The organism is Roseibium sp. ROS1, from assembly GCF_054658215.1.
Map to the genome: position 1 here is coordinate 402,962 of NZ_BAAGIG010000003.1, position 21,201 is coordinate 424,162.

Consider the following 21,201-nt stretch of genomic DNA (forward strand, 5'->3'; position numbering starts at 1 on the left):
TAAAATGCGTGTTGCAATGATTGGGACCGGCTATGTCGGTCTGGTGTCCGGAACCTGTTTTGCCGATTTCGGACATGTCGTGACCTGCATCGACAAGGATGCAAGCAAGATCGACGCCCTGAACAACGGACAGATCCCGATCTATGAACCTGGCTTGCAGGAACTCGTTGCAAAGAACGTTGCCGAAGAACGCCTCTTCTTTACCACTGCTCCTGAAGAAGCGATCCGCAAAGCGGATGCCGTTTTCATTGCCGTCGGCACGCCGACACGCCGAGGCGATGGCCATGCCGATCTGTCCTATGTTTATGCCGCGGCAGAGGAAATCGCACGACTGATCGAGGGCTTCACCGTGATCGTCACCAAATCGACCGTTCCGGTCGGCACGGGAGACGAAGTGGAAGCGATCATCCGCAAGACCAACCCTGACGCAGAATTCGCCGTCGTTTCAAATCCGGAATTCCTGCGCGAAGGCGCCGCCATCAGCGACTTCAAACGCCCCGACCGGGTGGTGGTCGGGACCGATGACGAGCGCGCGGTCGAAGTGATGCGTGAGCTTTACCGCCCGCTGTATCTCAACGAAACCCCGATCATCGTGACCCGCCGCCGCACATCGGAACTCACCAAATACGCGGCCAATGCGTTTCTCGCGGTCAAGATCACCTTCATCAACGAAATTGCCGACCTGTGTGAGAAAGTCGGTGCAAACGTCCAGGAAGTCTCGCGCGGTATCGGCCTCGACAACCGCATTGGCGGCAAGTTCCTGCATGCCGGCCCTGGCTACGGCGGCTCCTGCTTTCCGAAGGACACTCTTGCCCTCTCGCGGATCGCCGCGGATGCACAGTCCGATCTGAAGATCGTCGATTCCGTCATCGAGGTGAACGCAGCCCGCAAGAAGAAGATGGCCGACAAGGTGATCGAATTCATGGGCGGCGATGTGAGCGGCAAGACGATCGCGCTGCTTGGCCTCGCCTTCAAGCCCAATACGGACGACATGCGCGAAGCTCCGAGCATCGACATCGTGGAAAAACTGCAGGCTGCTGGTGCCAAGATCCGTGCCTACGACCCGGCCAGCATGGAAGAAGCCGAGAAGGTCATGTCGGGTGTGATGTTCTGCGATGGCCCCTATCATGCCATCGAGAACGCAGATGTGGTTGTAATCGTTACAGAGTGGGATCAGTTCCGCGCGCTTGACCTCGACCGCGTCAAAACTCTGGTCTCTGCACCCAAGGTTGTCGACCTGCGAAATATCTACAAGCCGGACTACATGGAAGCCCGTGGCTTCGAGTACACCAGCGTCGGCCGCAGCTACTAAGCGGCCGGTTCCCACTCCAGAATTTAATATCCTATGCGAACGTCGGGCTAACCCTAGCCCGGCGTTCAATTTTTTAAAAATTAATTAAATTTCACATCACTTTTGACGCCGGAACATTGCTCCCGTCGCGTCACTATGGTAACCAAACCCTTAATGGATAACAATTTTCCCGATCTTGTTACCCAAATATTAACGATACGATCGTGATTGCGACCGCCTCCAGACAGGATGCTGGCGCACATCAAGTGGTCTCGTAAATCGGGTTGAGGCTGGCATATCTTGGCAGACGAAACAGTATCTTACGAAGCAGATGATCACGGACGCGAAGCGATGAATATTGCCGGCTTCGCGACGTGGGGCTATCCGCACCCCGACTTGCTCGATGCAACAAACCGTGCCTCCCGCGACCTCCGGCCGGCACGCGGAGTGATTCAATCCGGACTGAAGAAATGTATTGACCTGACCGGTGCAAGTGCCGGCCTTCTACTGCTTTTTCCCTTATTTGTTGCACTTGCGGTTGCAATAAAACTGACAAGCCGCGGACCGGTATTTTTCCGTCAGTGGCGCTACGGTTTGAATGGCAAGAAGTTTGCCGTTCTCAAGTTCCGGACGATGTACGCCAACCAGTGCGACAGCACCGGGATTTCGCAAACCGTTGCCAACGATCCGCGTGTCACATTGATCGGCGCCTTCCTGCGCAAGAGCAATTTCGATGAATTGCCGCAGCTCATTAACGTGTTGCGAGGAGAGATGTCCCTGGTAGGTCCCCGACCGCATGTGCCCGGCATGCTGGCCGCCGGAATGCCTTATGAGGACTTCCACCCCAGGTATATGGACCGCCACAAGGTGCTTCCGGGCATCACAGGCCTGGCACAGGTCAACGGCTTTCGCGGGGAAACCAAAAACCCTCATGCGGCCCGTATGCGGCTGGCCTATGATCTTGCCTACATCGAGCGTCAGTCGGTTATCCTTGATGTCAAAATCCTCGCGACGACGGTCGCCAGGGAATTCTTCAACGGCAACGGCTACTGAACCGCCGGAAAATCCTCAAGCAGTGTCATGGGCAGAGACGCGGGATCATGCGTCTGCGCACAAAGTTGCCATGCGCTGCAGGGCAAGCAGGTAACCCTCCACACCGCAGCCAGCAATCACCGCATCCGCCCGGGCTGAAACGTAGGAATGGTGCCGGAAGCTTTCCCGTTTGTGGATGTTGGAGACATGAACCTCGATCACCGGGCAGGTGCAGGTATTCAATGCGTCCAGAATTGCGATCGACGTGTGCGTATAGGCCGCCGGGTTGATGATGATACCCGCGGCCGCTTCTCTCGCCTCATGGATCCAATCGATCAGCACGTGTTCGGCATTGCTCTGATGGAATGCGATCTCCAGCCCCTTGGGCGCAGCGGCGGCCTCACACATCGCACGGACGTCATCCAGGGTCTGAGCCCCGTAGATCTCCGGTTCCCGCTTGCCGAGCAGATTGAGATTCGGACCGTTCAGAACATAGATGATTTTTGCCATTGAATTTTCCCTAGACCTTCGTCGACAACTTGCCCCGCACTGGCGATTTTTACCAAGAAATTCGAAGATTTCCGGCAAAAGTTTGTGGACGATTGTTATCGGAGGTGATACCGCGGTCCCGCATCCTTGCGACGCTCGGTTTTACGCATTATTAACTATAAAACTCCAGTGTGAGAAAAAATCGGCTCATCGGGTAACCATGATTAAACTCCGCGAACGGTTGGACACACTTGAAGCTTTGATGGCCGCCATCGAAGGCTACCATCATCTCCCTATCGATGTTCTTTCCCAGTTCCTGCTCGACCACTACACGGTTGATCTTGACGTTCTGGCGCAGTTTGCCGAAGCGGCAGAAAGTGCCCAAGCTCAAGGCGCATCGTCTTATGCGGCAGCGGAAAATCGCGCGGCAGCACAGTCGGCCGCCTGACGCGTCCACATCACATTCAGCTGAATTTTACGCTTAACCGATCGCGGTGAGGTTACCGTCGCCTTCGCCGCCCTGCTGTTGCGGCTGGCCGGGGCCACCTTGCCAGATCTTCTGGCGGTTCCGGATTTCGCGCGGAGCAGGGCCGAAATAGGTGGCCGTCTTGATGAAATCGCGCGGGTGCAGGATCACGCTGGAAACGCGCTGATACAGTGCCTTTGCCGAGATCGGCTTGGACAGCAGCTCGTGTACGCCGAGCCGGCGCGCTTCTACGATCCGGCTACGCTCGGTGTGAGCGGTCACCATGATAATCGGGATATAGGCGAAGGGATTGTTCGGGCTGCGGATCATGCGCACCATGTCCGCCCCGTCCAGGATCGGCATGACCCAATCCAGAATAAGGATGTCAGGGTTCGCCCGGTCCATGGCTTCAAGGCCGGACGCGCCGTCTTCAGCCTCGACAATGCGCCGCGCACCGAACCCCTGCAGCATGGTGCGCAGGATGGTCCGCATGTAAGCACTGTCTTCGACCAGCAAGAATGTCAGAGAGGCAAGATCCAGGCTCACCTAGTCCTCCTTGTTTGACTTAACCTTTGCCATGAAAGTCTGAACAATGAGTTAGTCTCCGGCCGCGAGGAGCCCACAATCATCCGCCGACGCGGCATCGACTTTGAATAGTTTCGGAAAGGCTGAGAAATTACTCGCAATACACTGAGGGATTTCACCTATTGGTAATATTGCGCTCAATTAATCTTTTGGCTGGTTCGATATTAACGGGACTTTCAATTGTACGCCCCCATCTTTCAGGCAAGAAATCGAACTGAATGAGCAGCCTTTTGCAAACGATTGTAAGAACCATGTCCCGGGATCCTGAAACGTTCGGGGAAGACGACCCACTCCCTATGGAGCATGAACCGTCCGACCTCGGCACAAATGCAAGACTGAGAGACAATCTCCTTCTGCTTGCCGGCATAGGGCTCGTCCTGCTTGCCACAGGCATGGCCCTGTCCAACGTCCTCTCCTAAGCTGCCCGTTGTGCCTTGCCGCGGCAGGGCTCAGGCAAGGCGCGGCTTCCGGGCACTGAAGAGTGCCACGCACCCGATCCTTTCAATCGTCACCTCGGCAAAGCGTTTTTCAAGTTCCGCTCGCAAAGTGTCCTGCGTGTCGGCTTCGTTTGAAAAGACACCCTTGCGGTTATAGATCTGCATCAGCTTGCGGGCGGCACCGGACCGCGGCGCATCGCCTTGCAGGATGGTGGAGCCAAAGACCGTTGCCCCTTCATCGAGATGCGGTACCGCATGATCGAAAACCACTGCCTTTTCAGTCATGGTGCCCGGAAGGCAATGAAGCACGTAGTTGAGGCCGATTGTCTTGAAACTGCCGATATCTTTTGGCCACGGCACGAGTGCATCTGCCTGAACGGTGACGGGGTTCAAGCGGGCAATCCTGGCAGCAGCCTTGTCGAGGCACTCCCGGTTGGGATCGAGCAACGTCACCCTTGGATCTGAAACGGGAAACCTGGTCTTGTCCAGGAAGTAACCGGTGCCCACGCCGATATCCAGGTGATTGGCGGAAACATGGTGGTCATAGAGCGCGACCAGGTGAGAGCTCGGACAACGCCAGATCCAGCGGTTCGACAAACCCAGCACCAGGGCATCGTAGATGGCCAGCGACGTTCTGGAATAAACGGCGTAGCCCGGTTTGTGCGCGTCCGGAAACGAATCCATGCATAGCTCCAGTTACCTAAAGGAATGCATGGGGCTAGGCGCACGGGAACACAAAGTCAAGATTGCCGGCAACTACTTGTCTGGCAGGTCGTCGTCGTCAAGGATGCGCCATTTGGCACCTTCGAGATCGTCATACTGGCCGCTTTTCAAGGACCAGAGGAAAGCCCCAAGCCCCAGCGCTCCCAGGAGCAGTGCAATCGGTATCAGATAGATCAGAACGTCCATGTTGATCTCATTCAGCAGCCTGTTGCTGTCGCACTGCGGGTGCGTTCGCCCCTGCGTTCCTGCCGTCCTCTCCCCAGCGCAGCTTGAGTGCGTTTGCGGTAACTGCCAGCGACGATGCGGACATCGCTGCTGCCGCCATCAAAGGTGTGACGAAACCGGCCACGGCAATGGGCACGGCAATGATGTTGTAGACGACCGAAATCCAGAGGTTCTGCTCGATTGCCGCCCTTGCCCGTTTCGACAGCCTGAGCGCATCGGCCACCGGCTGCAATTTGTCACCGAGAAAAACGGCGTCTGCAGCGGCCTGACTGAGATGCACGGCCGAGACAGGCGACAATGAGACATGCGCCCCGGCCAGCGCCGGCGCATCATTCAGGCCATCGCCAACCATCAGGACCTTGCGGCCACTGGCCTGGAGTTCTTCGAGACGTGCAATTTTCTGGGCGGGCTTCATGCCCGAGCGCCAGTCCGATACACCCAGCACAGCCGCGCAATCGGCCACAGCAGGTTTCGTATCCCCGGAGACAATTTCAAGCGCGTAGCCGGCTGATTTCAACTGATCGATCACCGCCCTGGCATCCGGCCGCAGCCGTTGCCGGAAGGCCAACAGGCGGGCAGGATCCGCGCCAAAGCGGATAGCAAGCAGAGAGGCACCCGGGTTCGACTGCAGTGCGGCCTCGACCTGTTCGTCGGATGCTTCGCAGAACAGCGGGCTGCCAAGCCGCAGACGCTGTCCGGCAACCAGGGTTTCAAGACCCGCCCCGGATATCTCGCTGACATCCGGCAGAGGCTGCAGCGCTCCTGTTGCCTTGACCAGGGCTGCCGACAAGGGATGCCGACTGGCCAGGGCAAGGCGTCCGGCCAGCGCAAGCGTTTCGTCATCTGGATCGATGGAACCGCACAGGTCCGGCTCGGTAAGCGTCAGCGTACCGGTCTTGTCGAACAGGATGGTGTCGATATCCGACAATCGTTCGATGGCATCGCCCGAATTGAGCAGGATTCCACACCGGAAGAGCTGCCCGGATGCCACCACTTGCACAGCAGGAACCGCCAAACCGAGCGCGCAGGGACAGGTGATGATCAAGACGGAAATGGCGATTATCAGGGCTGGCTGCCAGTCGAGCCCGGCCAGCAACCAGCCAAGAAATGTCAGCGCAGCCGCGCCATGCACCAGGGGCGCATAAAGGCGGGCGGCTCGGTCTGCAATGCGCACGTATTTGGATTTGGCCTGGGATGCAGCTTCCAGCAGGCGGTTGACCTCATCCAGCAACGTCGCGCCGGAAGCAGCCTGAACCCGGACCTGCAACACCCCTGCTCCGTTTAAGGTACCGGCATAGACCCGCTGACCGGCCGCAACCGGCACCAGCACGCTTTCACCGGTTACAAGGCTCTGGTCAATCTCGGAAACACCGGTTTCAACCACACCATCCACCGGCACCCGCTCGCCGCCCGATACCAGAACCAGGTCGCTTGCGGCGATTTTTGAAAGCGGTACTTCACGGACTGCGCCGTCGGGATGGATCAGCGCGGCAACTTCCGCCTTCAGCGCGGCGATGTTCTCTGCAAAGGATCGCGTTCGCCCTCGCATGTTGTGGTCGAGATACCGCCCGACCAGCAGGAAGAACAACAGCATAACGGCGGATTCGAAATAGGCGTGATGCTGGTGCTGGATGGTCTGGACGACCGACAGGGCAACCGCCAGTGTCACGCCGATCACGATCGGCACATCCATGTTCAACCGGCCGGCAGCCAGGGCGTTGAAGGCGCTACGAAAGAACGGCCGCCCGGAGTAGGCAACCGTCGGCAAGGCAATCAGCGCAGACAGCCAGTGGAAGAAATCCCGGGTTTCCGGGGTGATGTCGGTGGCATTGCCCGACCACACGGAAACGGACAGCAGCATGATGTTCATACCGGCAAAGCCGGAAACCGCCAGGCAGCGCAGCAATTGTTTGCCGGTCTTGTCCTGACGCTCCTTCTGGCTTGCCGGATCAAACGGGTGGGCCTTGTATCCGAGACGTTCCAGCTCGGCGACGATCTCGTCAGCCCCGGTCTGGTCTTCCGACCAGTCGACGGCGAGCCGCTGGCTGGTCAGGTTGACGCGTGCCGTCCGGATGCCCGGAAGCCGTTTCAGACCTCGCTCGATGTCTCCCATGCAGGCAGCGCAGGTGATGCCGTCGACGGCAAGGTCCATGTGGACCGCACCGTCTTCGCCCGGCGTCACGAATGCCTGCCAATCACGCTGATGGACCGTCACGGTACGTGCCTCAGTTCTTGACGAAGATCCGGTTCTCGGACCGGAATTTCCGTTCGCCATCCTGTTCGATTTCCAGGATGAGTGTCCAGTTGCCGTCGGCAAGGTTCTCGACTGTGCCGACATAGCGCCCACCGCCGTCAGCCGTGAAATCGACCTTCACGTCGGCGTCGTCATGAACCGGATTGCGCAAAAGGGCATGAAGGACCACCCCGTAAAGCGGCGTTCCCTGCGCATCGTTGGCCGTGACGACCAGCTTGCCATCCGCACTGCTGGTGCGGGTAAATTCGGTTGAAACCTGCCAGTTCAGGTCTGCCTGAGCCTTGGCGGCCGCGATTTCCTGGTTGTAGGCCTGTCCGGCTTCATAGGAACTTTCCACCACCACGCCCGGGAAAGACCCGAGCGCGAGATAGATGAACACGGCGTTGGCGGTAAAGATCACGCCAAAGAAGGCAAGAAGCCAGACCAGGACCGTCTTTCCGGTGATCGCCTTGGGATCTTTCATGTTCGATTGAACCATCGTCATTCTTTGCTCCTCAAGGTTTTTCCGGTGCCTTGAACGTGTCTTTGGCTGTGACCACTTCGCCCATGACGCTTTCGGTGATCCGGAAGGTAACCGGCGTCGAATGTGGCATCTTTGCCCAGGGCGGCGATGTCACGAGAATACGGACTTCCCGAGTCGTGTCAGGACCGACAGAGATGATCGGACGGCCGGCGAAGGTGTCCTCCGTACCAACAGCTTCCACCATCGTGTTGGCCGGCATGCCTTCCACATGCAGCATGAAATGGCGCTCGTGGCGGCGTTTGTTCGACAGACGCACGGTATAGCCGTTGCGCACGGACCCGTCAGACTGCTCGACGAACACCGGGTTTCTGTCATGCAGAACGCTGATATCGGCGAAATCACGATTGAGCAGTGCGAACAGCATGATACCGCAGACCACGGCGATGATGCCGACATAAATGACCGTTCGGACGCGGACGATCTCGTAGACCGATTCCTTGCCTTCCAGGCGGCGCTGGATGTTTTCGTCCGTATCGTAGCCGATCAGTCCCTTCGGCTTGCCGATCTTTTCCATGACGTTGTCGCAGGCATCGATGCACAGGCCGCACTGGATGCAGTCGAGCTGCATTCCCTTGCGGATGTCGACACCGGTCGGGCAGACCTGGAAGCACTGGTAGCAGTCCACGCAATCGCCAGCAGGCATGCCCTGGTCGGCAAGTTTCTTGTTTTGCTTCAGGGAACCGCGCGGCTCGCCCCTGTCCCAGCGATAGGTGACGTTGAGGGCCTTCTCGTCGGTCATGGCCGCCTGGATGCGCGGCCACGGGCACATGTAGATGCACACCTGCTCCCGCATGAAGCCTGCGAGGAGATAGGTCGTCGTGGTCAGGATGGCGATCCAGACATAGGCAATCATCGGTGCCTGGAAGGTCAGGAGTTCCCATACCAGGGTCGGTGCGTCGTTGAAGTAAAGCACCCACGCACCGCCCGTCCACCAGGCGATCATCAGCCACAGGAAATGCTTTGTCACGCGTTTGCGGACCTTGTCGAAGGTCCAGGGGTCCTTGTCCAGTACGATGCGCTCGCGCCGGTCGCCTTCCACCTTGCGCTCGACCCAGAGGAACAGGTCCGTCCAGACCGTCTGCGGGCACAGATAGCCGCACCAGACGCGTCCAGCGACCGCGTTCATCAGGAACAGTACCAGCGCTGCAAGAATCAGGAGACCGGTGAGGTAGTAAACTTCCTGCGGCCAGATCTCGATGAAAAAGAAATAGGCCCTGCTGCCTTCCATATCGACAAGAACAGCCTGGCTTGGAGCATCCGGGCCGCGGTCATACCGGATGAAAGGCAGGAAATAATAGATGCCCAGCGTGATGAACAGCAGCGCCCACTTGATCCTGCGGAACAGGCCGTGCGTCGCCATGGGATAGATCTTTTTGGCTGATGCAAACCATTCATCGGATTGCGCGCCCTCATGCGTCTCGGTGTCCGTAGACATACCGTCCGTCCTCTTCAACGCGATCCTGCCCCAATAGGATCTTTGGAAAATCATTCGCCACCCACCATTAGCAGCGAGTGCTCAAAATAAACCGGCGCAAAGCGTCACACTTTGCGCCGGATCAAATCGTTCAGGCTATCTGGCGCATTTGTCGCACCAGATCCGCAGGAATTACTGCCCGCCCCCGAAGGAGTGGACGTAGACCGTCAGCGACTTGATGGTCGCCGGATCGAGACGATCGACCCAGGCCGGCATCACGCCGTTGCGCGGATTGTTGATCTGCGCCTTGATGGCGTCCAGCGACTTGCCATAGAGGTAATTGGCAGACAGCAGGCTCGGCGCACCGACATCCTGAATGCCCTTCAGGTCTTCGCCGTGGCAGGCTGCGCAGTTGTCGTCATAGACGGTCTGCCCCGCTGCCAGATCGACGCCTTCGTCGGTCTCAAGTCCCGCGCGGGATGCGACGAAGTTGGCAACCTGATTGATCTCCTCGCGGCTCAACAGCTCATCACGGCCGAAGGCTGGCATTTCGCCGATGCGTGCTTCGTCATGACCGGACCTGATACCGAATTCCAGCGTGGTGTGGATGTTATCCAGCGTGCCACCCCAGATCCAGGTGTCGTCCTGCAGGTTCGGATAACCTTCCGCACCCGTGCCGCCGGAACCGTGGCACGGTGCACAGTTGTCACCGAAAGCTGCCTGGCCGTTGGCCCGGGCAAATTGCAGCAGCTCCTGATCAGTGGAGATGTCCTCAAGCGAGGCTGCCACGATCTTGTCGGCAAAGACCGACCGGTCGGAGATCCCCTTGTCGTAGGCAGCAATCGCCTCGGTCCGCTGGTTGGCACCCAGTACACCGGTGGTGTAGCTGGAGACCAGCGGCCAGGACGGGTAGAGAACCCAGTAGATCACCGCCCAGACAATGCAGGCGTAGAACAGATACAGCCACCATTTCGGCAGAGGATTGTTCAGTTCTTTCAGACCGTCCCATTCGTGGCCGGTGGTTTCGACCCCGGAGATCTGGTCGACTTCCTTGTTATGTGTGTCTGCCATGGATCAGTCCTCCCGAAACGGGATTTGAGCAGCGTCGTCGAACTTTTTCCGGTTCTTCGGCCACAATGCGTAGGCCAGAACGACGCCAAACAGGATCATGAAGTAGAGTAGGCCCCAGGTTTGTGCGAAGCCTGCGAATGCTGAGTATGTCTCGTTCATCGCCCTTACCTCGCGTTTGCCTTGTCGTCATAGATCGAGAAATCGACCATGGTACCCAGCAACTGGAGATAGGCGACAAGCGCGTCCATCTCGGTCACTTCCCTCGGGTTGCCGTCGAAATCGCGGATCGTGGCATTCGGCCAGCGTTCCTCGAAGCCATCAGCCGCTTCCGTGTCCGGTCTCGCCTGACCGAGGATGTCAGATGCGGCATTTGCGATCTGCTCTTCGGTATACGGCACACCGATCACGGTGTTGACCGTCAGGTGAGACTCGATGTCCCGGGTGTTGAGGCGGTTTTCAGCCAGGAACGGATAGCCGGGCATGATGGACGCTGGAACCAGCGCGCGCGGGTCCTTCAGGTGCTCTACATGCCAGTCGTCGGAGTATTTGCCACCGACGCGGGCCAGATCCGGACCGGTACGCTTGGAACCCCACTGGAACGGATGATCGTACATCGATTCCGCAGCCAGCGAGAAATGACCGTAGCGTTCCATTTCATCGCGCATCGGACGCACCATCTGCGAGTGGCACAGATAGCAGCCTTCGCGGATGTAGATATTGCGTCCGGCCAGTTCGAGCGGCGTATAGGGCCGCACGCCTTCGGTCTTTTCGATCGTGCTCTTCAGATAGAAGAGCGGAGCGATCTCGACCAGGCCGCCGATGGCGACCATGACCAGAATGCCGATCAAGAGAACGAAGGAGTTCTTTTCAAAGACTTCGTGTTTTTTCCATGCAGACATAGTCTGTCCCTCCCTTATTCGGCCGGAGCCAGGGAGCCAGCCGGCGTGGCATCGGCTTCTTCAGCCTCGCCGTGACGGACGGTCATCCAGAGATTGTAGGCCATGATCACGGCGCCGAGCACGAAGAGCGCACCGCCAAGAGCACGGATGATGTAGAAGGGATGCATCGCCTCGACGGTTTCCACGAAGGAGTACTCCAGGAAGCCGAGCTGGTCGTAGGCGCGCCACATCAGGCCCTGCATGATACCGGACACCCACATCGCGGTGATGTAGAGAACGATACCGATCGTGGACAGCCAGAAGTGCAGGTTCACGAGCTTCAGCGAATACAGCTGACGCTTGTTCCAGAGCCACGGGATCAGGCAGTAGATCGCGCCGAACGAGATGTAGCCAACCCAGCCCAGGGCACCGGAGTGCACGTGACCGATGGTCCAGTCGGTGTAGTGCGACAAGGAGTTGACCGAGCGCAGCGACATCAGCGGACCTTCAAAGGTGGACATGCCGTAGAAGGCGACCGAAACCACCATCATGCGCAGAACCGGGTCGGTCCGCAGCTTGTCCCATGCACCCGAAAGCGTCATCAGGCCGTTGATCATGCCACCCCAGGACGGCATCCACAGGATGATGGAGAAGGTTGCACCCAGCGTAGACGCCCACTGCGGCAGAGCCGTGTAGTGAAGGTGGTGCGGACCCGCCCAGATGTAGATGAAGATCAGCGCCCAGAAGTGCACGATGGAAAGACGGTAGGAATAGACCGGCCGCTCCGCGCGCTTCGGGATGAAGTAGTACATGATGGCAAGGAAGCCGGCGGTCAGGAAGAAGCCCACCGCGTTATGGCCGTACCACCACTGTACCATGGCATCCTGAACGCCCGACCAGACGATGTAGGATTTGGTCGAGTAGATCGAGACCGGAATGGTCAGGTTGTTGGTGATGTGCAGCATGGCAATCGTGACGATGAACGCCAGATAAAACCAGTTGGCCACGTAGATATGCGGTTCCTTGCGCTTCCAGAGCGTTCCCAGGAACAGCAGCAGGTAGGCCACCCAGACGATGGTCAGCCACAGGTCGGCATACCATTCCGGCTCGGCATATTCCTTGCTCTGTGTCGCGCCGAGCAGATAACCCGTTCCCGCGATCACGATGAAGGCGTTGTAACCCAGGATCACGAACCAGGGCAGGACCTTGCCGGGCATGCGCACGCGGCAGGTGCGCTGGACAACATACATGGACGTTGCCAGCAGCACGTTGCCGCCGAAGGCGAAAATCACCGCGGAGGTGTGCAGCGGGCGCAGGCGCCCGAAATTGGTCCACGGCAAATCAAAGTTCAGCGCAGGCCAAGCCAGCTGAAGAGCGATGATCAAACCGACCGTGAAACCGGCAATGCCCCAGAACATTGCCGCGACCGCACCGAATTTGATCGGTCCGATGTTGTAGTTTGGTTTGCCGTCGATTTCGGCCGGAATCACTTCCCCGCCGTCATCGAAGTAGTTCTTGAAAATCAGAAACACGCTGACGGCGGCGAACAATGCGCCTATGCCAGCGTGGAATGCCATGACCTGATCGAATGTCTTGCCTGCCACGATGATGCAGGCAAACGCAAGCAGCACAAGGAAGATGGCGAAGCCGCCTTCCTCGAGCGAGATCATTTTGGCCTTGTTTTGTGCCATTTTAGCGCCCCAGTCTTGAAATCGTTACAAGGTGCCAACGATGGCACGACCATGCACACGACTCTGAAAATGCCGCGTTGATTCATATCAACATGCCAGCAATTGGCGATGTCGGAACAGCCTCCAAAGGTCAGATTGCATTGCGTAAATTGTCGCGGGCAAGATGAAGGCACGCCGTGAAAGGGATGTGACGCCCGCCTGAAGGACGTAGGCCGGTTTGCGGCAACGTCCTGGCACCCTTGCTCATCCGCCGGCCTTGCGGTTTTCCGAAGCCAAGGACCGGGAAACGTGTTACGCCGTTCTTCCCTCCGCTGAAGGGCGATGCTTTCTGGCGCGTCCGATGGCCCCTGATCTGCCGCTGAAGACCTTCCACCTCGACACGGGACCCCTCCCTTGAACGCTGCATCTCAAAATGGCGCAAGCCTCCATCCCAATATCATCGGCAGCCTCTGGATGGTGGCTGCGATGGCCGCCTTCGCATTGGAAGATGCCTTCGTGAAGCAGGCTGCGGCACAGTTGCCCGTGGCGGAAATCCTGGTGCTGTTCGGCGTCGGCGGAACTATTGCCTTCTTCGGCCTTGCCACAGTCACGGGCGAAAAAGTTCTCAACCGGGACGTTTTCTCGCCTGTCATGCGAGTTCGCTTCGCCTTCGAACTGGTCGGCCGGTTGTTCTATGTTCTGGCGTTGGCCCTGACGCCGCTCTCCTCGACCACTGCCATTCTCCAGGCAACACCGATATTCGTTGTGCTGGGCGCTTCCCTGTTCTTTGGCGAAAAGGTCGGCTGGCGCAGGTGGACAGCAATCTTTATCGGCCTTGTGGGCGTCCTGATCGTGCTCCGACCGACCAGCGACAGCTTTTCTTTGCTTTCGGTCCTGGCCGTCATCGGCATGCTTGGCTTCTCCGGCCGCGACCTTGCCAGCCGCGCTGCTCCAGCGACCCTCAGCACCAATATCCTCGGGTTCTACGGTTTCCTGACGATCATAATCGCCGGTCTTGTCTATGGTCTTTGGGACAGGTCCGCCTTCGTGGTGCCTGAAACAACCGCCCTTCTCGCCCTTGGAACCGCAGTCTTCTGTGGTGTCTTTGCCTATAGCGCCCTGATGAAGGCCATGCGCACCGGAGAAATCGCCACCGTCACACCGTTCCGCTATTCGCGGCTGCTGTTCGGCGTCCTGCTCGGTGCTGTCTGGTTCAACGAGCGGATCGACGCGCAGATGCTGGTTGGCTGCACCGTCATCGTCGGATCGGGACTGTTCATCCTGTGGCGCGGCAACAAGGCGAAGACCCGGCGCACTTGAAACAGGAACAGCCTTTCAGGCACCTAGCCCATCTGACGCAAGGCCTGCAGCACCTGACCGGCCGCACCTTTGCCCCGGCTTGCCGGAAGGGCCCACAGGCAGATCTGATGCTGTAGCGGGACAACTGCTGCAAGAGGCGCCACCAGGGTGCCGGCGGCAAGCTGATCTGCGACAAGTGAGCGGTGCGCCATCAGAACGCCTGCGCCGTTCAGTGCTTCTTCGACCGCAAGAGCATAAAGCGAGAAGACAGGTCCGCGTGGCGCAAACCCCTCGCCCGGCATAGCTTCATCCGCCCATATCCGCCAATCGTCTGCCCAGGCCGTGTCCGTCAAACAAACCGCCTCTTTCAGATCACCAGGCCGTTTGAGCGCCTTTGCAAGGGCCGGTGTGCAGACGGGCAGCAATTCGTCTCCCGAAAACGCGATCCCGTTGTCCGGAACGCTGTCGCAGTAGAAAAGGCAGAGATCGAATGGCACCCGCTTCAGGTTCGGCGGTGTTTCAAGGGCTGTGACCGAAATGTCGATCTCCGGCAACTTCTCGCGTAGCTGCGGCAGTCTGGGGGCCAGCCAAAGCTGCGCCAGCGCCGGCAGGGCCGCGATGTGTATCCTGCCGGGCGCAGCATCACGCCTCAGGTCGCGCACCGCAGTTCCAAGCTGGTCGAATGCGGCGACAAAACCCGGCAGTGCCCGCTGACCAGTGGCCGTCAGGCGGACCCCCTTGGCATGCCGCACGAACAGCGCCGCGCCGATCTCCTGCTCCAGCGCCTTGATCTGCGCTGCGACGGCTCCGGGTGTAACCTGCAGTTCCGCCGCGGCCTGTGCAAACCCACCGAGGCGCGCGGACGCTTCGAACGCTCTCAGTGCGTTCAGCGAAGGCAGTCTGGGGACGGGAGGAGCTACCGACATCTGCAAGACCTATTTTTTCTAGCCCTTGAATTTCTAAAATCTGATTTGCGCGAACACAAGCGGAGATGGACACTTTGTCCAAATAGAACCGGAGTTCCGACATGACCGCGCAAGACAAATGCCCCTGGCTCCCCGCTGTGGCTGCCACCCGTATCGACGAGATCACCCAGGCAACTTCGCCTCTCGGATCCGAAGCAATTGCCGCGCGCATCGAAGCGCTGGCCGAGGCCAACAGGACCATCCACGAGAAAGACTGCTTCAATCTCAACCCCGCGACCAACGTGATGAACCCGCGCGCCGAAGCCTTGCTGGCAAGCGGCATGGGGTCCCGTCCCTCGCTCGGCTACCCGGGTGACAAATATGAGATGGGCCTCGAAGCCATCGAGGAAATCGAGGTGATCGCAGCGAACCTTGCCTGCGAAATCTTCCGGTCGGCTTATGCGGAAATCCGGGTCGCCTCGGGCGCGCTGGCAAATCTTTATGCATTCATGGCAACCACAAAGCCGGGCGACGCCATCATCGCACCGCCTGCGTCCGTCGGTGGCCACGTCACTCACCATGCGCCAGGCTGTGCCGGTCTTTATGGCCTGGATATCCACGAAGCACCCGTCGATGCCGACGGCTACACAATCGATCTGGAAGGTCTGCGCGCCCTGGCCCTGAAGGTCCGGCCGAAGCTGATTACCATCGGCATGAGCCTCAACCTGTTCCCGCACCCGGTAAAAGAAATTCGGGCCATCGCCGATGAGGTCGGCGCCTTTGTCCTGTTCGATGCAGCCCATCAGTGCGGCATGATTGCCGGTGGCGTCTTTTCCGATCCGCTGTCGGAAGGCGCACATCTCATGACCATGAGCACTTACAAGAGCCTGGGTGGTCCCGCTGGCGGGCTGATCGTCAGCAATGACCAGGATCTTGCCCGCAAGCTCGACAAGATTGCCTTTCCAGGGCTGACAGCCAACTTTGACGTTGCAAAGTCTGCCGCGCTCGCCATCACCCTTCTGGATTGGCGCGATTTCGGCAAGGCCTACGCAGCCGAAATGGCCGCCAGCGCCGGTGCGCTCGCCGCTGCTCTCGAAGCAGAGGGAATGCCGGTGTTTTCAACCCCTAAGGGGACAACCGCTTCACATCAGTTTGCCCTGGAAGCGGCAGCCTTCGGCGGCGGTCAGGCAGCTTCGAAGAAGCTTCGCCAGGCAGGATTTCTGGCGTGCGGAATCGGACTGCCGATACCGCCCGTCGCCGGTGACATGAACGGCCTGAGGTTCGGAACACCGGAACTGGTCCGTTGGGGCATGACGACGGTCGACATGCCAGAGCTGGCCAAACTGATAGCCGAAGCGCTGCGATCGAACGATCCGTCAGCGATGGCAGGACGCGTGGCCAAATGGCGCCGGAGTTTCAACACGCTCCACTTCATCCACCCTTGAGAAGCGTCACTCAACCTGCAGATCGGCGGTTCTTTGTTCCGCACTCAGGACCGCCAAGCAGGATCAGTTGCTTCGACGCCCCAGAACAAGTCCGGTGATGAAAGGCAGCAGCAGCACCATTCCGGTAAAGCGGGCGATCTGGTGCGCAGCCACAAAGGCCGGGTCGAGATCCAGCATGAAGGCGAGCAGCGTCATCACCTCAAGTCCGCCCGGCGCATAGGCAAGCAGGGCCTGGCCAAAGGGAATGTCCACCAGTTCGGCAACGATCCACGCCCCGGCAAGCGAGGTCAGGAACGCTGCCGCAAAGGCGGCCATGGATGCGCCGAGCACGCTGAGAAACTGGCGCAGTGTCATGGACGCAAAGCGGCAACCGATGTGAGCGCCCATCATGACAAAACACGGCAGCACGATGTAGCCCGGCAGCACAAGGACCAAGAGGCCGGACGCATTGAGGCCCGCACTCATGAAAAACGCACCCGTCAGACCGCCCCCCGGAACTCTGGCCTTGATGGCAAGCCAGCTTGCCGCGAGGCAGAGCGGTATCCCGATCAGGAAGTCCTTGAGACCGGAAACATAAATCGTGCCGCTACCACCGCCCGCCGGTTCTGCGGAGGACACAACGGCGAAAGGCAGCACGGCCACCAGAACGAACAGACGCAAGGACTGGCTGGAGGCGATACGCGGAAGGTCCGCCCCTCGTTCGGTGGCAAGGGCTATGACATAGGAAAGTGCACCGGGAATGGCGCCGAAATAGGCCGTTTCCCTGGACCATTTTGCCCCGTAGTGCAGAACCGCGTAGCCCGCGAACGTGACCGCCACCATGACAGCGATCAGCATGGCCATTGACACCGGCCACTCCGCCACCCGGTCAACGATATCGGGATGAACACCTGCCCCCATGGAGATGCCGATCATGACGAAGAGCGCGTCTCGCAGCGGGACCGGCATGAGCGTCGGCACTTGCGCAAGCGTCGCGATGGCAACGAAGACCATGGCGCCCGACAGCCAGGCCGCGGGAAGCCCGAACAGGTTGAATGTTGCTCCTCCGGCAGCGGCAATGAGAAGTGTGACCGCAAGTCTTCCGGCGGCAGATTGAAACGAATTGGCAGGCATCGGGAACCGTTGAGCTTGGAATGGCTCCTTGAGCTATAAATGGATTGATCGGCCAGCGCATGGTTGATTGCATGGATCAACATGTACGGCCTGTATTTTATCAGGCGGTTGTCCCCGGCAACTGTACAGGACGGGGCTCTGTGAAAGGTTTACCCTCAATTCCTTCCAGTTCACAGGCCCTGTGTATCGCCGGGCGCATTTCCAGCCGTTCGCACAGGGCGCGCAGGTGCGGCGTCGCCGCCAGGGACCACTTGCCTTCATTACGATAGATCTGCGCCCACCTGGCACAGGCAGCAAGATAGTGGTCGAGGATGGAAAGGTCCTGCCCCAGGAGAAATGGTCCGCTCCAAGTGGCAAGTTCAGTTTCCAGATGTGCGAAACTGCCCGCAATCCGCTGGGTCAGCCCGGCGTGAAGGCTCAAAGCTGCCTCCGGTTCGCGAACATATCTTTCCGGCTTGAAGGAGATCCGAAGATCGGAATGCAGGGTGTTTGAGAGAAAAAACAGCCATTTCAGAAATCGGCCGCGCTGTGGAGAGGCCGGCGCCGGGGCCAGACAGCCTTGCGCATCTGCCAGATGCAGGGCGATCGCGGCGGTTTCGAACATGGGGGCATCCTGACCCGGCACTTCCAGAACCGGGATCAAACCTTGGGGATTGAGCTGCCGATATGCTTCCGAATTCTGTTCGGAGATCAACCTGTCAACAGCCACGTAGTCATAGGGCAGGCCCAGTTCTTCCAGTATCATCCTGACAATGAAATTGGCGCTGTCAGGCGAACCGTGCAGGCGATAGCGCTCCAGACCCTCAGGTTTCCGGGTCGGTTTATTTGCGACAAGCAAATCGGTCACCCCAAAGCTCTCCATCGAATTGCGTGTCTTTCAAACGGCTGGACTTGAGCGATATCAAGGCACGACCGGGCGAAGGACGGATAGATCGACACATGATGAAAGATCCGCTCTCCTACGCCATGCGCAACGTACCGCGCTATACAAGTTATCCGACAGCACCGCATTTTCATGACGGCGTAACGGCCGGCGTTTATGCGGACTGGCTCAAGGCGCTTTCGCCGCAGGACTCGCTTTCGCTGTACCTGCATGTCCCCTATTGCCGTGAGCTCTGCCATTATTGCGGCTGTCATACCAAGGCGACCCGTCAGGATGCGCCGCTCAAGGCCTATGCAGCGACACTCGGCCAGGAAATCAATCTGGTTGCCGGGCACATGCCGAATGCCGGTCCTGTCCGGCACATTCACTGGGGCGGCGGCACACCCAGCCTTCTGCCACGGCAGAGCCTGATCGACCTCACCGGCCTGATGCGTGTCAATTTCGACCTTGCACCGGACCTGGAACATGCCATCGAACTCGATCCGAGGCTTGTTACAGAACAGCTCGCCGAGACGCTGGCCATCATCGGAGTGAACCGTGCCAGCCTTGGCGTTCAGGACTTTGATCCCGACGTTCAAAAGGCCATCGGCCGTCTTCAGCCCTACAGGGTCGTCAAACAGGCCGTAGAGTTTCTGACAGCAGCCGGTGTCACCGCACTCAATTTCGACCTGATGTACGGATTGCCCGGCCAGTCGCCGGAAACGATACTCGATACGGTGGAAAAGACGCTCTCGCTGGCACCCGGGCGCATTGCCCTGTTCGGCTATGCCCATGTGCCCTGGATGCGCAAGCACCAGCGCCTGATTGACGAAAGCACCTTGCCGAATGCCGCCGAACGGCTGGCCCTTGCGGACCTCGCCCGCGCAGAACTGCTCAAGGCCGGTTATGTCGCAATCGGGCTTGATCATTTTGCCCGGCCGGACGACAGCATGGCCATCGCCCTTTCGGACGGCTCCTTGAAGCGCAATTTCCAGGGCTATACGACGGACCAGGGCGAACAACTCGTTGGCTTCGGCGTCTCCTCCATCGGACGTCTGTCTGCCGGTTATGTTCAGAACATGTCTGATGTCGGCAACTGGCGCCGGGCAATCATGGCGAGCGAATTGCCGGTATCCAAGGGTTTGGCGCTTTCTGCCGACGACCGTTTGCGGGCGCGGATCATCGAAGAGCTGATGACCAACTATGCCTGCGATCTCGTGCCGGCCTGCCGCGCATTCGGCCTGCCGACAAGCCACTTGAACGATGCTTTCGATGCCTTGCAGGACCTGGCCGCCGACGGCTTGGTCCGTCTGGAAGTAGGCAATGAAACTGCCAGAGTTGAGGTAACTGAGGCCGGACGGCCTTACGTACGTCTCGCAGCCGCCGCCTTTGATGCCTACCTGGCGGCGAGCCAGGCAAGTGGCAAGGCTCGGCATTCTGCCGCGGTTTGAAGAAAATGGCCCCAAGGTGAGACCTCGGGGCCGAATACCGAACTTGCCAGCTTACGGATCGCCGAAGATCGACAACAAAAAAGGGCCGCGAAAATCGCAGCCCTTTCCAGGTCGACTATAAAGCAACGGATCAGTGCATACCTGTCATCTGACAGAGGCTGCAGACCTTGTTGAGATGGATCTGATCGGCGCGGTCGACGCGGATAACGCCCCGGCGTTTCAGATCGGACACAACGCGGCTGACAGTCTCGATGGTCAGACCCAGATAGTCGGCGATTTCCTGCCGGGTCATGTGCAGTCTCAGGTCGAACCCGTCGTCGCTGTCCTCAATCGGCCCAACGCAGCCGACACCACCGCGATCCGGAACGAGATGCATCAGAAAGCTTGCAACCCGTTCGACAGCGGACTTGCGGCCAAGCAGAACCGCATGCTCGTGCAGCACGCGCATCTGGTTGGTCAGGCATCTGGTGAGCGTGCGCTGAAGCGCATCGGAACGTTCGACCTGCTTCAGATCGATTTCCTGAATTTCGGCATTGGTGAGTGTTTCGGCGGTGCAGTCGTTCTCGTCACTGCCGGCTAGACCGAAAATGTCACCGGGACGAAGGACTTCGACAACCTGGCGGCGTCCGTCCGGCAGCAGCTTGTAAAGCATCACCGAGCCCTTCACCAACTCATAGAGCCGCTTTGCGGGATCGCCTTCGTAATAGATCACCGCATGGGTGTCGTATTGGACAGCCTTGCCGCCAAATTCCGAAAACGATGTCTTGCTGGGTGTGCAGATGGGAGCACCTGTCATTCTTGGTGCTGCGCCCTGGCCGGGGGTACCCGCGTCGAAATAAGCCATATGTCCCTCCTTCGTGCCTGTGGCACGGCCTTCATTTGCTACGTCAGCGGGTGATCTCCATTCCTTGGTGCTTCCATTTCCGCACCGCTCGAAAAATCGACCACTGCTTGCAGGTGTCCCGTCCGACACCCCGCAGCTTGCAGGATGCACTCTAAAACGCGGAATGCACACAACGTAATTCGGTCGACTGCGTAAGATAAACTACATATGAGCCGTAACGACGC

The 21,201-nt window shown here is 58.9% G+C and carries 22 protein-coding genes; 7 read left to right on the top strand and 15 right to left on the bottom strand.

Going from position 1 to position 21,201, the window contains the following annotated elements:
* Positions 1-4: 4 nt before the first annotated feature.
* Positions 5-1,312: a UDP-glucose dehydrogenase family protein gene (locus ACYQ6M_RS18000; protein ID WP_055658191.1), complete on the top strand. Its 1,308-nt coding sequence runs from the start codon at positions 5-7 to the stop codon at positions 1,310-1,312.
* A 279-nt stretch (positions 1,313-1,591) separates the two neighbouring features.
* On the top strand, positions 1,592-2,344 hold the full coding sequence (locus tag ACYQ6M_RS18005) for a sugar transferase (RefSeq protein WP_228869449.1): 753 nt from the start codon (positions 1,592-1,594) through the stop codon (positions 2,342-2,344).
* 45 nt (positions 2,345-2,389) lie between these two features.
* On the opposite strand, the gene aroQ is transcribed toward ACYQ6M_RS18005, so the two are convergent.
* Entirely contained in the window at positions 2,390-2,833 is a 444-nt protein-coding gene (aroQ, locus tag ACYQ6M_RS18010; RefSeq protein ID WP_055658186.1) for a type II 3-dehydroquinate dehydratase, read from the bottom strand.
* Here aroQ and ACYQ6M_RS18015 point away from each other — a divergent pair.
* Positions 2,820-3,260: a hypothetical protein gene (locus tag ACYQ6M_RS18015; RefSeq protein WP_139314026.1), complete on the top strand. Its 441-nt coding sequence runs from the start codon at positions 2,820-2,822 to the stop codon at positions 3,258-3,260. The genes aroQ and ACYQ6M_RS18015 overlap by 14 nt on opposite strands.
* 33 nt (positions 3,261-3,293) lie before the next feature.
* Here the strand turns inward: ACYQ6M_RS18015 and ACYQ6M_RS18020 are convergent, their stop codons facing one another.
* Positions 3,294-3,824 carry a response regulator gene (locus tag ACYQ6M_RS18020; RefSeq protein ID WP_023001735.1) on the bottom strand — a complete coding sequence of 177 codons (531 nt, stop codon included), beginning with the start codon at positions 3,822-3,824 and terminating at the stop codon, positions 3,294-3,296.
* A gap of 257 nt (positions 3,825-4,081) precedes the next feature.
* On the opposite strand from ACYQ6M_RS18020, the gene ACYQ6M_RS18025 reads away from it, so the two are divergent.
* Positions 4,082-4,282 carry a hypothetical protein gene (locus ACYQ6M_RS18025; RefSeq protein ID WP_023014640.1) on the top strand — a complete coding sequence of 67 codons (201 nt, stop codon included), beginning with the start codon at positions 4,082-4,084 and terminating at the stop codon, positions 4,280-4,282.
* A gap of 30 nt (positions 4,283-4,312) precedes the next feature.
* On the opposite strand, the gene ACYQ6M_RS18030 is transcribed toward ACYQ6M_RS18025, so the two are convergent.
* The 9 genes from ACYQ6M_RS18030 to ccoN form a co-directional block, all read right to left on the bottom strand.
* Positions 4,313-4,984: a methyltransferase gene (locus ACYQ6M_RS18030; RefSeq protein WP_460074825.1), complete on the bottom strand. Its 672-nt coding sequence runs from the start codon at positions 4,982-4,984 to the stop codon at positions 4,313-4,315.
* A gap of 72 nt (positions 4,985-5,056) precedes the next feature.
* Entirely contained in the window at positions 5,057-5,209 is a 153-nt protein-coding gene (gene ccoS / locus ACYQ6M_RS18035) for a cbb3-type cytochrome oxidase assembly protein CcoS (protein ID WP_023001738.1), read from the bottom strand.
* A 7-nt stretch (positions 5,210-5,216) separates the two neighbouring features.
* Positions 5,217-7,463: a heavy metal translocating P-type ATPase gene (locus ACYQ6M_RS18040; RefSeq protein ID WP_460074826.1), complete on the bottom strand. Its 2,247-nt coding sequence runs from the start codon at positions 7,461-7,463 to the stop codon at positions 5,217-5,219.
* A gap of 10 nt (positions 7,464-7,473) precedes the next feature.
* Positions 7,474-7,986 carry a FixH family protein gene (locus ACYQ6M_RS18045; protein WP_023001740.1) on the bottom strand — a complete coding sequence of 171 codons (513 nt, stop codon included), beginning with the start codon at positions 7,984-7,986 and terminating at the stop codon, positions 7,474-7,476.
* Positions 7,987-7,996: 10 nt separating this feature from the next.
* Positions 7,997-9,460: a cytochrome c oxidase accessory protein CcoG gene (gene ccoG / locus ACYQ6M_RS18050; protein WP_075281454.1), complete on the bottom strand. Its 1,464-nt coding sequence runs from the start codon at positions 9,458-9,460 to the stop codon at positions 7,997-7,999.
* A gap of 171 nt (positions 9,461-9,631) precedes the next feature.
* Positions 9,632-10,510 (bottom strand): cytochrome-c oxidase, cbb3-type subunit III, encoded by an 879-nt coding sequence (gene ccoP / locus ACYQ6M_RS18055; RefSeq protein WP_023001742.1) that lies wholly within the window; start codon positions 10,508-10,510, stop codon positions 9,632-9,634.
* Between the two features lie 3 nt (positions 10,511-10,513).
* Positions 10,514-10,669, bottom strand: a complete 156-nt coding sequence (locus ACYQ6M_RS18060; RefSeq protein ID WP_006933670.1) for a cbb3-type cytochrome c oxidase subunit 3 — start codon at positions 10,667-10,669, stop codon at positions 10,514-10,516.
* 5 nt (positions 10,670-10,674) lie between these two features.
* Positions 10,675-11,409 carry a cytochrome-c oxidase, cbb3-type subunit II gene (gene ccoO / locus ACYQ6M_RS18065; protein WP_460074827.1) on the bottom strand — a complete coding sequence of 245 codons (735 nt, stop codon included), beginning with the start codon at positions 11,407-11,409 and terminating at the stop codon, positions 10,675-10,677.
* A 14-nt stretch (positions 11,410-11,423) separates the two neighbouring features.
* The gene (ccoN, locus tag ACYQ6M_RS18070) at positions 11,424-13,079 is read right to left on the bottom strand and encodes a cytochrome-c oxidase, cbb3-type subunit I (protein WP_023001744.1); all 1,656 of its coding nucleotides are present in this window, start codon (positions 13,077-13,079) and stop codon (positions 11,424-11,426) included.
* Positions 13,080-13,472: 393 nt separating this feature from the next.
* On the opposite strand from ccoN, the gene ACYQ6M_RS18075 reads away from it, so the two are divergent.
* On the top strand, positions 13,473-14,378 hold the full coding sequence (locus ACYQ6M_RS18075) for a DMT family transporter (protein ID WP_460074828.1): 906 nt from the start codon (positions 13,473-13,475) through the stop codon (positions 14,376-14,378).
* A 23-nt stretch (positions 14,379-14,401) separates the two neighbouring features.
* Here ACYQ6M_RS18075 and ACYQ6M_RS18080 read toward each other — a convergent pair whose 3' ends face one another.
* Positions 14,402-15,283, bottom strand: coding sequence for a LysR family transcriptional regulator (locus tag ACYQ6M_RS18080; RefSeq protein WP_460074829.1), 882 nt, complete (start codon positions 15,281-15,283; stop codon positions 14,402-14,404).
* A gap of 101 nt (positions 15,284-15,384) precedes the next feature.
* Between ACYQ6M_RS18080 and ACYQ6M_RS18085 the strand changes: the two genes are divergently transcribed.
* On the top strand, positions 15,385-16,707 hold the full coding sequence (locus ACYQ6M_RS18085; protein ID WP_460074830.1) for an aminotransferase class I/II-fold pyridoxal phosphate-dependent enzyme: 1,323 nt from the start codon (positions 15,385-15,387) through the stop codon (positions 16,705-16,707).
* Between the two features lie 63 nt (positions 16,708-16,770).
* On the opposite strand, the gene ACYQ6M_RS18090 is transcribed toward ACYQ6M_RS18085, so the two are convergent.
* Positions 16,771-17,820 (bottom strand): AbrB family transcriptional regulator, encoded by a 1,050-nt coding sequence (locus ACYQ6M_RS18090; RefSeq protein WP_075281397.1) that lies wholly within the window; start codon positions 17,818-17,820, stop codon positions 16,771-16,773.
* Between the two features lie 100 nt (positions 17,821-17,920).
* Positions 17,921-18,667 (bottom strand): glutathione S-transferase family protein, encoded by a 747-nt coding sequence (locus ACYQ6M_RS18095; RefSeq protein ID WP_460074831.1) that lies wholly within the window; start codon positions 18,665-18,667, stop codon positions 17,921-17,923.
* Positions 18,668-18,759: 92 nt separating this feature from the next.
* On the opposite strand from ACYQ6M_RS18095, the gene hemN reads away from it, so the two are divergent.
* Positions 18,760-20,133 carry an oxygen-independent coproporphyrinogen III oxidase gene (hemN, locus tag ACYQ6M_RS18100; protein ID WP_206904960.1) on the top strand — a complete coding sequence of 458 codons (1,374 nt, stop codon included), beginning with the start codon at positions 18,760-18,762 and terminating at the stop codon, positions 20,131-20,133.
* A 130-nt stretch (positions 20,134-20,263) separates the two neighbouring features.
* On the opposite strand, the gene ACYQ6M_RS18105 is transcribed toward hemN, so the two are convergent.
* Positions 20,264-20,977: a Crp/Fnr family transcriptional regulator gene (locus ACYQ6M_RS18105; protein WP_209017681.1), complete on the bottom strand. Its 714-nt coding sequence runs from the start codon at positions 20,975-20,977 to the stop codon at positions 20,264-20,266.
* Positions 20,978-21,201: the final 224 nt, after the last annotated feature.